The 12,128-nt window shown below is 68.0% G+C and carries 9 protein-coding genes and 4 pseudogenes; 4 read left to right on the forward strand and 9 right to left on the reverse strand.

Features of this window, described 5'->3' with window-relative positions; translation table 11 throughout:
- Window positions 1-52: 52 nt before the first annotated feature.
- Window positions 53-895 (forward strand): annotated as a pseudogene (locus D9753_RS03855) (IS5 family transposase).
- A 9-nt stretch (window positions 896-904) separates the two neighbouring features.
- Here D9753_RS03855 and D9753_RS03860 read toward each other — a convergent pair.
- Together D9753_RS03860 and D9753_RS03865 are read right to left on the reverse strand one after the other, a co-directional pair.
- A pseudogene (locus tag D9753_RS03860) lies at window positions 905-1,057 on the reverse strand (transposase); the annotation flags it as partial.
- Between the two features lie 128 nt (window positions 1,058-1,185).
- A complete protein-coding gene (locus D9753_RS03865; protein ID WP_121790883.1) occupies window positions 1,186-1,794 on the reverse strand; it encodes a TetR/AcrR family transcriptional regulator in 609 nt (202 codons plus the stop codon).
- 93 nt (window positions 1,795-1,887) lie between these two features.
- Between D9753_RS03865 and D9753_RS03870 the strand changes: the two are divergent.
- Window positions 1,888-2,637: pseudogene (locus D9753_RS03870) on the forward strand (SDR family NAD(P)-dependent oxidoreductase).
- Between the two features lie 356 nt (window positions 2,638-2,993).
- Entirely contained in the window at window positions 2,994-4,043 is a 1,050-nt protein-coding gene (locus tag D9753_RS03875) for an SDR family oxidoreductase (RefSeq protein ID WP_121785723.1), read from the forward strand.
- A gap of 3 nt (window positions 4,044-4,046) precedes the next feature.
- On the opposite strand, the gene D9753_RS39225 is transcribed toward D9753_RS03875, so the two are convergent.
- Entirely contained in the window at window positions 4,047-4,331 is a 285-nt protein-coding gene (locus D9753_RS39225; RefSeq protein ID WP_121785724.1) for a transposase, read from the reverse strand.
- Entirely contained in the window at window positions 4,328-5,404 is a 1,077-nt protein-coding gene (locus tag D9753_RS03885; RefSeq protein WP_121785725.1) for a LysR family transcriptional regulator, read from the reverse strand. The genes D9753_RS39225 and D9753_RS03885 overlap by 4 nt, the downstream gene beginning before the upstream one ends.
- Before the next feature lie 148 nt (window positions 5,405-5,552).
- Here D9753_RS03885 and D9753_RS03890 point away from each other — a divergent pair, with 148 nt between their 5' ends.
- Window positions 5,553-6,269, forward strand: coding sequence for an SDR family oxidoreductase (locus D9753_RS03890; RefSeq protein ID WP_240468022.1), 717 nt, complete (start codon window positions 5,553-5,555; stop codon window positions 6,267-6,269).
- A gap of 152 nt (window positions 6,270-6,421) precedes the next feature.
- Here D9753_RS03890 and D9753_RS03895 read toward each other — a convergent pair.
- The 5 genes and pseudogenes from D9753_RS03895 to D9753_RS03910 all read right to left on the reverse strand — a co-directional run.
- Window positions 6,422-7,250 (reverse strand): annotated as a pseudogene (locus D9753_RS03895) (IS5 family transposase); the annotation flags it as partial.
- A gap of 49 nt (window positions 7,251-7,299) precedes the next feature.
- On the reverse strand, window positions 7,300-7,683 hold the full coding sequence (locus tag D9753_RS03900; protein WP_163010611.1) for a Crp/Fnr family transcriptional regulator: 384 nt from the start codon (window positions 7,681-7,683) through the stop codon (window positions 7,300-7,302).
- Window positions 7,634-9,778: a hypothetical protein gene (locus tag D9753_RS36340; protein WP_163010612.1), complete on the reverse strand. Its 2,145-nt coding sequence runs from the start codon at window positions 9,776-9,778 to the stop codon at window positions 7,634-7,636. Before D9753_RS36340 ends, D9753_RS03900 begins: the two co-directional genes overlap by 50 nt.
- A gap of 96 nt (window positions 9,779-9,874) precedes the next feature.
- Window positions 9,875-10,255, reverse strand: a complete 381-nt coding sequence (locus D9753_RS03905) for a hypothetical protein (RefSeq protein ID WP_121785727.1) — start codon at window positions 10,253-10,255, stop codon at window positions 9,875-9,877.
- A 170-nt stretch (window positions 10,256-10,425) separates the two neighbouring features.
- Complete coding sequence (locus tag D9753_RS03910) at window positions 10,426-12,108, reverse strand: ABC transporter family substrate-binding protein (protein WP_205614046.1); 1,683 nt, start codon at window positions 12,106-12,108, stop codon at window positions 10,426-10,428.
- Window positions 12,109-12,128 lie beyond the last annotated feature (20 nt).

The raw sequence follows: 12,128 nt of genomic DNA on the forward strand, positions 1-12,128 counted from the left end.
TGATCTTCGAGGTGGTTGGATCACTCCGAGACCGTTGATCCGGGGGTGTGGGGTGGCTCGGCCGAAGCCGTGGGAAGCCGATGACGAGTTGTGGGCGGTGGTCGAGCCGCTGTTGCCCAAGGTTGAGCGTCGGACCCGGCATCCGGGACGCAGGCGGCATCCGGACCGGCTGGTGTTCCAGGGCATCCTGTTCGTGCTGCACACCGGGATCTCCTGGGAACACCTGCCGCAGGAACTCGGCTTCGGGTCGGGTATGACCTGCTGGCGCCGTCTGGCCGAGTGGACCGAGGCAGGAGTGTGGCCCCGGCTGCATGAAGTCCTCCTTGCCGGGCTCCGCTGCGCGAACGCCCTGGACTTCTCCCGTGCCACGGTCGACGGCTCCCACATCCGGGCGTTGAAGGGGGAGCCAAGACGGGACGAAGTCCCGTCGACCGGGGCAGGACGGGCAGCAAGCATCACCTGATCACGGACGCCACGGGCATCCCGCTCGCCGCAACCTTGACCGGCGGCAACCGCAACGATGTCACCCAGCTGATCCCACTCCTCCAAGCCGTGCCGCCCGTGCGGGGCAAGCTCGGCCGGCCCCGGCCCCGGCCCCGGCCCCCGGCGCCGCCCCGACGCGGTGCTGGGTGACCGCGGCTACGACCACGACAAGTACCGCCGACTCGTATGGGACCTCGGCGTGAAGCCTCTGATCGCCTGCCGCGGCACCGAGCACGGCTCCGGCCTGGGCACCCAACGCTGGGTCGTGGAACGCGCCTTCGCCCACCTGCACTGGTTCCGCCGCCTGCGAATCCGCTGGGAGATACGCGACGACACCCACGAAGCGTTCCTCAGCCTCGGATGCGCACCGATCTGCCGGCGGCGCCTGAAGTCATTGCGTCAGGAGTTCTAAGACCGTGTCCTACGTGGTGAGGCGGACGAGTCGTTTGTAGCAACACAGGGCGGCTGCCAGTCCGAGAAAGGCCAGGTAGTTGCGGGGATCGCGCTCATAGCGAGGGCTCAGACGTCGGTAGGCGGACAGCCAGGACATCGTCCGCTCGATGACCCAGCGGCGGCCCAAATCCCTGGCCCTGGCCAGGATCCTCGACAGCGTCAGGCGCTAATGGGCCGGTCTGCGAGTGAGCACCAGCCGGACGAACCCATAGGCCGACGCGGCCCCAGGATCAATCGTGCGGCAGCCCGTCAGGCGGGGGGCCAGGTGTGGAGGGCGGCGTCTGCGACCTGTTGGAGTTCGTCGCGGGTGGCGCCCATGGCCGCCTGGACCGCGATGCCGTTCGCCATGGTCATGAGGTAGCGGGCAAGGGTGTCCGGGTTTGTGCCGGCGGGCAGGTCGCCCTCGTCGATGGCTCGTCGGAAGCGGTCGTGAAGGTGTGCCCGGTTGTCGTTGCGCCACGCGACAAGCGCGTCGCTGGCGCTCCGTCCGAGGCGGCCCGCGGCCAGGAAACCCTGGACCCCGAGGCATCCGGCCGGACAGCCGGCCCGGGTGGAGGCATGGACGGAGCCGGTGAGGTAGGCGGTGGCCACCTTCCGGGCGGTGGGCTCCCGCAGTGCGAGGGCGCTGTAGGAGGCAGGGCCCTCGGCATAACGTTCCAGGGCCTTTCGGAAGAGGTCCTCCTTGTTGCCGAAGGCCGCGTACATGCTGGTCTTGGTGATCCCCATGGCGCGGGTCAGGTCGGTGAGGCTGACGGCGTCATAGCCGTGTTCCCAGAAGACGACCATGGCCCGTTGCAGGGCCTCGTCGGTGTCGAACCCTCGAGGCCGGCCGATCGGTGTCCTCTTCGTAGCTTCCATGCTCCAGACCATACCCTTTCTGTCCCGACCGGACCAGAAGTGCTACAGTCTATTTCTGTCCCAGTCGGAATAGAAATAGACAGAGGTCACATCATGGGAACACTCGATGGCAAGACGGCTGTCGTCACGGGCGGCGGGACGCGAGGCATCGGCCGAGCCACCGCTGCGCGGCTGGCGGCCGAGGGAGCGCATGTGTTCATCACCGGCCGGCGTTAGGCCGAACTGAAGGAGGCGGTCGAGTCCGTCGGCTCCTCGGTCACCGCGGTGCCGGGCGACATCACGGACCCGGCCGATCTGGACCCGCTGTACGACGTGGTGCGCGAGCGGGGGCGGGGCCTGGACGCGCTGTTCGCCAACGCGGCCACCGCCTCGTTCGCCACCCTGGAGCAGATCACCGGCGAGGACTTCGACCGCATCTTCGAGGTCAACGTCAAGGGCACGCTCCTGACTGTGCAGAAGGCGCTGCCGCTCTTGAATGACGGCGCCTCGGTCATCCTGATCGCCTCCACGGCCGCCGACCACGGCACACCGGCGTTCGGCGCGTACGCGGCGTCCAAGGCCGCTGTCCGGTCTTTCGCACGGACCTGGGCCAACGAACTCAACAGCCGGGGCGTTCGTGTCAACGCGATCTCGCCCGGGCCGATCGACACCTCCGGCATCACTGACCTCGTCGGCGAGGAAAGCGCAGCCGCTTTCAAGGCGAAGCTCGGCACCGAAGTCGCGATCGGCCGGATCGGACGCCCGGAGGAGGCCGCCGCCACCGTGGCCTTCCTCGCTTCCGCGGACAGCAGCTACATAATGGGCGCCAACCTGTACGTCGACGGTGGCGAGAACCAGATCTGAAACCGTCGCACGGCCCGATGATCGCCAGGATCGTCGCACCGCAGCCCGGACAGGCATCACCGATGACGTGCACCGGCGGGCAGCGCCCCAGCATGTGGTTACCCGATGCGGCCCGGGCTCGCGGTCGGCACCTCCAGAACAAGCCCTCCTCAGCGGAGGACTACGCATGGACCGATCCCGCTCCCCCCGGCCATGGCACGGCTGACCCGTGCGGCACTGCGCTCCCACCCGCGACAGCCCACACCACCCGTGGGACCCGTCGCGTGATCCACCTGGTCATGACACCCACACCTCACCGGCCACATCTCCGTTCAGCGCCCAGATCATGGGCAAAAAGAACATTCGACAGGAAACTCATGAGCTTCCCCCAGCCCGACACCGTCCTGGTCACCGGCGCTTCCGGCTTCGTCGCCGGGCACTGCATCGAGGAACTGCTCCGGCATGGATACGCCGTCCGCGGCACGGTCCGCGACCCCGCACGGACCGAAAAGGTCACCCACTTGACCGCTCTGGCAGCCGATCTCGGCCGGCGTGTCGACTTCGTCGCCGCCCACCTGGACACTGACGAGGGCTGGGCCGAAGCGGTCGACGGATGCACCTTCGTACTGCACGTGGCCTCACCGAACCCACCCTCGGTCCCGCGCACCGAGGACCAGGTCGTCCGCCCCGCGGTCGACGGCACCTTGCGCGTACTGCGCGCCGCGGCCGCGAGCGACACCGTCCGCCGCGTGGTCCTGACATCGTCATCCCTGGCGGTCAACGCTGGCCGCGCCGAACCCGAGGACGGCCACCACACCGAGGACGACTGGTCGCGCATCGAGAACTGCTCGCCCTACGAGAAGAGCAAGACCCTCGCCGAGCGCGCCGCCTGGAAGTTCTACGACGACCTGCCCGACAAGAGCCGCCTCGACCTGGTAACGCTGCTCCCCGCACTCGTCCTTGGCCCTCTGCAGCGCGCCGAAGTGAACACCTCCAACGCGGTCGTCCAACGACTGCTCGACCGATCCATGCCGGCAGTCCCCGACCTCGGCTTCAGCCTCGTCGACGTCCGGGACATCGCTACCGCGCACCGACTGGCCATGGAGAACCCGCGAGCCCCCGGCAACCGCTACCTCTGCGGCGGTACGTACACCTCGATGCTCGACATGGCCCGCGTCCTCGCCACCGAGTTCGGTCCCGCGGGCTTCCGCGTCCCCACCCGGCGCCTCCCCTACTGGGCAATGTGGCTCGCCGCCCGCTTCGACCCCGCCCTGCGCCTGGCCCTCGGCTACGTCGGCCGCCCCGAGCGGCTGTCCAGCCAGAAGGCGATCGACGAGCTGGGCTGGACAGCACGCCCTGCCGCGCGGACCCTTCGGGAAACCGGACAGAGCCTGCGCGACCACCACATCATCCACTCGCGCCGCTGACCGTCAGACGCGGGCTAGTCTAGGGCCCGTCGTCAAACGGATCTTGTTCAAAGCAGGAATGACGCCAGACTGACCGCTGCCTCGTATGAGGTGGCGGTCTTGTTGTATCTCGTTGTCGGCGATGACCTGGTCGGGTCTGTGGCGTGGCCGGCCGGGGCCGGTGCGCGGGACGTGGATGCGTTCAGGGAGGGGGCCTGCGCCGATGCTGTCGTGGCGTTGGCCGGGAGTCAGCAGGATCGCGAGGGGCCGGCCGCGGCCGTCGCAGGCGAGGTGGAGTTTGGTGGTCACTCCTCCTCGGGATCGGCCGAGGGCGTGATCGTCCGGATCGTCCGGGCACTGCCGGCCCCTTTTCGGCCGGTGGCGGCAGCGTGCTGGTGGGCGCGGACGCCGGCGATGCCCTGCTCACCGGCCCGCTGATACAGCTCCGTCTTACTCAACTGCTGCAACTCACGCTTGCCGACAGAAGGTGGCGGGCTGGTCGGTGTGGCCAGTCGGAGAATCTCGCGGACTCCCACAGGTACGTGCCGCCGGTCGTAGAGGAGCAGCGTGCGGAGTGGGTCCTCGTGCGCCAACGGAACGAAGGCCACCTCGGCGGGTGCATACCGGGACATGCTTGATGGCAGCACTCCCACGCTCAGGCCGGTCGCGATCATCGCGAGTTGCAGGGTGACGTCGTGGACCTCGGCGAACTTGAGTGCCTGGAATCCGGTCCGTTGACACAGGCCGTGGATCCCGAAGGGTTGCCCTCGCACGGCGTCCCGGGTGATCACGCTGAAACGCTCGTCCGCGAGGTCCGCCAAGTGCAGTACCGCGCGCCCGACGAGAGGGTGGTCGCGGTGCAGCGCGACGGCAAGGGTTTCTTCCGCAAGCTGTATCGCCTCGATCTGCGGGGGACGCGATGGTGCGGCGAATCCGCTCGCCAGCGCGAGTTGGATCGTCCCTTGCGCCAGTTGGGCAAGAGTGTCTTCGAGACGGGTCTCCCGGATCTGGAGTCGGATGCGGGGCCGGTCGGTGGCGAACCGTCGCAGCAGATCGGCCAGGTGCGCAGGTGGAACCGCGGGGGCCAGTCCGATCGTGAGCATGCCCCCCTGCCCCCGGGTTGCCGCTTTCCCCGCTTGGACTGCCAGTTGACTGGACTCCAGGGCGTCACGCGCGTGCGAGAGGAAGGCCGCTCCGGCCTCGGTGAGCAGAACTGTGCGGCCATCCCGGTGCACGAGCTTCATGTCCAGCGCCGCCTCGAGCCGCTGCAGTTGCTGGGTCACCGCGGGCTGCGCGATCCCCAGCCGTTCGGCCGCATGGCCGAAATGCCTTTCCTCGGCGACCGCGACAAAGCAGCGTAGCCCTTTCATCGAGATATCCATAACAAAATATTATCACGGCAATGTCAGAACATGATTGGACAACGGGGAGAGGGCTCGCTCATAGTTTTCTCTCTGGGCCCGACGACGTCGGAAGCCGATATGAGGCGTGGAAATTAAAAGGAGATGTGCTGTGGGTCTGGATCAAAGCGTGGCGCTCGTCACGGCTTCTTCGCGGGGAATCGGCCGGGCCATTGCGTCGCGTCTGGGGCGGGACGGCGCAAATGTAGTGGTCAATTACCACTCGAATGAGGCCGCCGCGCGGGATGTCGTCAGGGAGATCGAGGAATGGGGCAGTAAGGCCGTGGCTGTGCAGGCCGACCTCGCCGTGCCGGGCGATGTCACCCGCCTGTTCGAGGAATCGGTCGCCGCGTTCGGTGGTCTCGATATCGTCGTCAACAACGCTGGCATGCGGGCCTTCGGTTCCATATCCACCTTCTCTGTCGAGGACCTCGACCGGCTGTTGGCCGTCAATGTCAAGGGGACCTTCCTGGCGCTGCAGCAGGCGGCGAACCTCGTTCGCGACGGGGGTCGTATCGTCAACATCTCCACGGGGCACACCAAGGAACCGAGCCAACGCGTCGCCGCGTATGGCGGCAGCAAAGCCGCGATGGAGTATTTCGGCCACGTGCTGGCTAAGGAACTGGGGAACAGGAAGATCACGGTCAACGTCGTGCTTCCGGGCTTGACCGACACCGACGGCCTGTCACCGGAATTCCGGGCGAACGCCGACGCGTTCATCGCCCGGACCCCTCTCGGACGGCTCGGGCGCCCAGAAGACATCGCCGATGTCGTCGCCTTCCTCGCGAGTGACGACGCGCGCTGGGTCACCGGTCAGACGATCGCGGCCGCCGGCGGCCTCATCTGAGAGGGCGGGTCGTGAGGTCACCGCGGGTGACGGCCGTAGGCGGACGTCGTCTGCCTACGGTCGGCTGTGATGGCGGCTGAGACGTCCGTGGTCACAGCGAAGGGGGACGCCCTGTCGGACGGGGCGTCCCCCTTTAAGAACTCCTGACGCAATGACTTCAGGCGCCGCCGGCAGATCAGTGCGCATCCGAGGCTGAGGAACGCTTCGTGGGTGTCGTCGCGTATCTCCCAGCGGATTCGCAGGCGGCGGAACCAGTGCAGGTGGGCGAAGGCGCGTTCCACGACCCAGCGTTGGGTGCCCAGGCCGGAGCCGTGCTCGGTGCCGTGGCAGGCGATCAGAGGCTTCACGCCGAGGTCCCATACGATTCGGCGTACTTGTCGTGGTCGTAGCCGCGGTCACCCAGCACCGCGTCGGGGCGGCGCCGGGGCCGGGGCCGGGGCCGGGGCCGGGGCCGGCCGAGCTTGCCCCGCACGGGCGGCACGGCTTGGAGGAGTGGGATCAGCTGGGTGACATCGTTGCGGTTGCCGCCGGTCGCGGTTGCGGCGAGCGGGATGCCCGTGGCGTCCGTGATCAGGTGATGCTTGCTGCCCGTCCTGCCCCGGCCGACGGGACTTCGTCCCGTCTTGGCTCCCCCTTCAACGCCCGGATGTGGGAGCCGTCGACCGTGGCACGGGAGAAGTCCAGGGCGTTCGCGCAGCGGAGCCCGGCAAGGAGGACTTCATGCAGCCGGGGCCACACTCCTGCCTCGGTCCACTCGGCCAGACGGCGCCAGCAGGTCATACCCGACCCGAAGCCGAGTTCCTGCGGCAGGTGTTCCCAGGAGATCCCGGTGTGCAGCACGAACAGGATGCCCTGGAACACCAGCCGGTCCGGATGCCGCCTGCGTCCCGGATGCCGGGTCCGACGCTCAACCTTGGGCAACAGCGGCTCGACCACCGCCCACAACTCGTCATCGGCTTCCCACGGCTTCGGCCGAGCCACCCCACACCCCCGGATCAACGGTCTCGGAGTGATCCAACCACCTCGAAGATCATTTCGTTAGGAGTTCTAAGCGTCTGCCTGGGCTTCCCGTACGACTCCGCGAGTTCGACGAGGACGCGCGCCAGCCGGACCGGGACGGGGTATGCGCCCAGCTCCAGCCGTAGGCGGTCGGCTCGGCGCAATCTGCCGCAGAGAGCATGCGGTTGAGGGCCAGCGACGCCTCGGGGTGAGCAAGGAAGAGGTGCTCCAGGTCATTGCGCGGGACGACGGTGGCGGCCACATCGCCGCAGGCGGTGACCGTGGCCGATCGCGGTCCGACACCCATCGCCGCCACCTCGCCCACGATGTCCCCGGCGATCCTGATGTCCCTCAGCAACACCCGGTCACGGTCCAGCCGGGCGGTCACCTTGACCAAACCCTCGTAGAGGACCACCAACTCCTGTGCGTGATCGCCCTCGAGGTCGCCGAGGTCGTCTCCGGGATGGCGGTGCGAGAAGTGGCGGTCTTGGACAGGGCCACCCCGTCCGAACCGGATAAGCGGTCAGGCTCATGACGGCCAGGAGGACCGGCAGGAACCGGACGCAGAACTCCTCCGGTGCGCCCACAGCGGCGACGGTCACCGTCTTGAGTGCCGTGTAGTCCCGGATCAGCAGTACCGCCACCCTGCCTTGGTCGTCGAGCTGGAGGGCGTCCGGGCGTTCCGCCAGCAGCGCTCCCAGCAACTCGACCACCCAAAGGGGTTCTTCGGCCGCCAGATCGCCCGCCGGGTCCCAAAGGGCGTGTTCGAGGCCGGCGAAGAGGCCCGCGCGCACGCCGCCGAGCAGCAGGTCGAAAAGTGGGCGGCTGCCGGCGAGGCGGGCGCGGGGAACGATCCGGAGCAGCCACGCACCGTACCCGGAGTCAGTGGTGTGCGGTTCCAGAAGGCGGGCCACCCGGTCGGGCAGGGCATCGGCGACCGCTACCAACAGCCGTACCGCCCATTCCTGTTCCCTCGTGTCGGCGCTGTCGAGCCAGTCCTCGAAGACTCCCTCGTCGTCCCCGCGACGGAACCAGGCGGGCGTGCCGAGCATGTCGACGAGGCGGTCGCGGAAGGGCGGGCGCGTGTCCAGCACACGGGCGACGGCGCCCCACTCGGCAGCGGTGGGAGCGTCCAGGCCGCGCAGCACATCCATGGTCAGGTGCTTGAGGTGGTAGCGGATGTCCGGACTGGTCAGCAGTGCCTCGACCTCCTCGGCGAACCGTTCCGGGTGGAGATCCCGCAGGTGATCGAGTACTTGCCGGAGCTGCCCGCGGCGGAACAACTCCTGCTCCCCGCCGGTGAGGAAGGCGACGAGGCTCTCTTCCCGCCGGAGCCATTCGCGGGCGAAGGCGTAGTCAAAGAAGCTCTCGTGAAGGAAGGCCAGTTGACGGCCGTCGCGCACAAAGACGTGTTCGGACTCCAGTACCTTCCGGCTGGCGGCGAGGTCGTCCGTGTCGAGCACGCTGTGCGGCACGGACAGCCGCCGGCGCGCACTCATGGCGGCGACGACGGCCGAGACCGCGTCGTGGAGGCGCACGGACGGACGCCGGGCGCACGCCTCCTGCTTGGTGTCCCAGAAGGCATCGAAAAGCTGGCGGGTGGTGTGGAAGAGGAGGGCCTCCTCCTGGTCCGCTACCTGGGCGAGGAGGACCAGATGCAGCGGTGAGCGCAGCAACGCCCTTTGCGGCGGAGCCAGTCGGGAGACGTCCAGGTTCAGGCTGGTGACGGCGGTATCGACCTGGGCGTCGGAGAGCGCCCCGACCGTGACGCGTGTGCAGTGGTCCGGGGCGGTGAGTCTGCGGATGCGGGCGTCGGCCTCGGCGTCGAAAGCGCGGCAGGCCAGGACCACCCGCATGCCGGGATACGCCGCAGCCTCGTCCACCAGGTCGGCCACCGCTTCGAAGGTTTCCGGGATGCGTCCCGACGCCATGCTCACGGCGTCGAGCTGGTCAACGACGAGGACGCAGGACCGCCCGGCCGCCACGGCGCCGAGAGCACCGACCGGGGACATGGGCAGGCCGACACGCTGCCCCAGTTCATGGGTCGAGCCGAAGGGTTCCAGACGGTCGAGACGGAAAGCGAGCACCGGAGTGGCCGCCTCGTCGAGGACGGTGAAGGTCTGGTGCAGCACGGCGCTCTTCCCGCCGCCCGCGGTCCCGGTCAGCAGGACGATCCGCCGGGTGCCTTCCCTGACCTCTGCCACGAGACAGGCGGTCTCCTCCCGGGGGATTGTGGGCCGGAGCAACGTACGTTCGACGCTCGCTGCCCACCGGCGCGTCACCGTTCTCACAGCGTCGGACACCGCGACAGCATCGGCCCGCACGACGCCCCGCAGTCCGTACGGTGCCATCCGGGTGGTGAGGGCCGCGGCGTCGAGTGTGGTTCCCAGGTTGTCGAGCAGGACTTGGCCGAGGGCGAGCGCCGCCAGGCGGCCCGGTGCTCCTACCAAGGCCTGTTCGGCCAGGACCGCGTTGGTGTGCACGAGATCCCGTTCGTCGTGCCACTCCACCCGAAGCCCTCGCAACATCCTCCAGGCCGTCGCGGTCGAGCCGTAGATGCCCCTCGAGGCGAGGGCGTTGAAGGGGCCCCGGAGTTCGTCCGTCAGTCACTCGGTCTCGAAGGAGACGAGATCGTCGGAGCGACGGGCGCGGTCGGCGAGTTCGTCGAGCGCACGGGCGGGGAGTACTGAGACATAGTGGAACGCCCGGCCAGCCTCAACGTGCGAACGCAGGCTCTCCCATACTCCCTTGTCGCGAAGAGAGGCCACATAACTGTTCGCGTTGCGGTTCTGCCGCTTGACCTGGTGGACCTCCGTCCCGTGGTCGTGCCGGTAGACGAACTCCACCCCGTCACCCAGCGGCCCACCCGGTTCGACGCAGAGCGACGTGCCCGAGCCCAGGAGGACGTACAGGGCATGTCTGATCGTCCAGGCTCCCTCATAGCGGTTGCCGAACTTGTCCGTCTCGCCACCCAGCCGCGGTGCCACCGTGTCCCCTGCCCCCCTTGGGCCCTGTTAGACGGGCCGTGCGCGCCCGGACGCTACCGCATGCATGTGTGAGCGCTGTTCGACGAAGCCGCGGTCGGCAAGGGCGGTCACCCGGAGGACAGGTCGGCGGACGGCGGGTACCCGTCCGCCGGTACCGGCCTGCGGGGTGGTCACTTCTCCCAGCCGACCGTCTCCGGGAGCGGGTTGTAGAAGATGGTCGCGCCGACATTGGCGAGACCCTTCTTCGCGCCGTAGGTCGAGGGGCCGCTGAACAGGGGAAGGAAGGCGTACTCCTGGAGTGCCTTGCGCTCGACCTGGTTGGCCGCCGCGGCCTGCTTGCCGAGGTCGGCGATCGTGGTGGTGGCACGGATCTCCCTGTCCAGCGCGGGCGAACCCGCACCGGTGATGTTGGAGTCCCGGTCGGAGCAGTAGAAGTCGCACAGGTAGCGGGCGCCGAACGGGTCCATCGAGCGGTTCCCCGACAGGAACAGATCGAACGTGCGGTCGCTGAGGATCTTGGAGAAGTCCGCCTCGTCGGCCTTCCTGATGTCGAGGCGGACGCCCACGGATTTCAGCATCGCCGCGAAGGCTCCGGCGGTCGCCTTGTCCAGCGGGTCGTCACCCAGGAGCGTGTAGCCGACTTCGAGCTTCTTGCCGTTCTTGACCCGTACACCGTCGGCCCCGGGCTTCCAGCCCGCTGCGTCGAGTGCCTTGCGCGCCTCGTCCGGCGCGTACTTCAGCACGGCCGAGACGTTGTCCTCGTAGCCCTTCTGGAAGCTGTACAGGATGGCGGAGCCCGGCAGCGGCTCGCGGTAGTCGAGGCCCTGGAACTGGATCTTCGCGATCTGGGTGCGGTCGATGCTCTCCTCGATGGCCTTGCGCACCGCCTTGTCGGCGAGGACGGAGGACTTGGTGTTGAAGTAGAGCGAGTACTCGAAGGGGCTTCCGCCACTGCGGATCTCCGTGCCCCGGAGCCCCTTGATCTGCTTGAGGCTCTCGGCGTCGACCGCGGATACGTAGTCCAGTTGCCCGTTCCTGAAGGCGTTGACCGCCGCCGTCGATTCCAGGTTGACGTAGACGCGCTTGTCGAGCTTGCCCTTCCTGCCCCACCACTTCGGGTTGCGGACGAACGTGATGCCGCCCGAGTGGGTGTCCCACGTGCCGACGGTGTACGGCCCCGCGCCCCACTCCGGGTGCGCCTTCTTGACGTAGGCGTTGTTGAAGTTCTGGACCGTCGCGGCCTTGGGATGCAGGAAGGTGGTGAACAGGCTCGACCAGGAAGGGTTCACTCCCCTGAAGGTGATCACGGCCTGCTTGGCGTTGCTGCCCTTCTCGACCGAGGTGATCTGGTCGTAGCCGTCCGTGGAGGAGGCGGCGTAGGCCTTGTCGGAACCGTTGTTGGCCTTCCACGTGGCCTTGATCGCGGTCCAGTCGATGGGTGTGCCGTCATTGAAGACGGCCTTGGGGTTGATGGTGAGCGTGACCTTCTGCTTCCCGCCTGCCACGGAGACCTTCACGTCGCTGAGGTAGTCCGGGTTGTACTGCACCTCGCCGGTCGGCGAGTAGGTGATCGCGTCCGCGTTGTACCAGGCCCAGACACGGGAAGCGGTCAGCGTGGCATTGACGTTGAACGGATTGCCCTGGTCGTCGAAGGTTCCGACCGTGGTGTACGTGCCCCCCTCCTTGATCCGGCCGTACGGCGTGGGGTTGTAGTCGGCGACGGACGATGCGGCCGAGGGAGCGTTCTTCGCGTCCGGCTGCGCGGAGTCCTTCCCCGACGTGGACTGGCACGCGGTGGCGGTGACGGAGGCGGCGGCGATCAGAGCGACGGGCAGGGCCAGTCTCGTGCGCATGGTGGGGGTTCCTTAAAAGG

It is taken from the genome of Streptomyces dangxiongensis, assembly GCF_003675325.1.
GTDB lineage: Bacteria > Actinomycetota > Actinomycetes > Streptomycetales > Streptomycetaceae > Streptomyces > Streptomyces dangxiongensis.

Coding starts and splice junctions, on each gene's coding strand:
- D9753_RS03865 (WP_121790883.1), bottom strand. CDS start 1,794: ATGGAAGCTACGAAGAGGACACCGATCGGCCGGCCTCGAGGGTTCGAC.
- D9753_RS03875 (WP_121785723.1), top strand. CDS start 2,994: ATGAGCTTCCCCCAGCCCGACACCGTCCTGGTCACCGGCGCTTCCGGC.
- D9753_RS03885 (WP_121785725.1), bottom strand. CDS start 5,404: ATGGATATCTCGATGAAAGGGCTACGCTGCTTTGTCGCGGTCGCCGAG.
- D9753_RS03910 (WP_205614046.1), bottom strand. CDS start 12,108: ATGCGCACGAGACTGGCCCTGCCCGTCGCTCTGATCGCCGCCGCCTCC.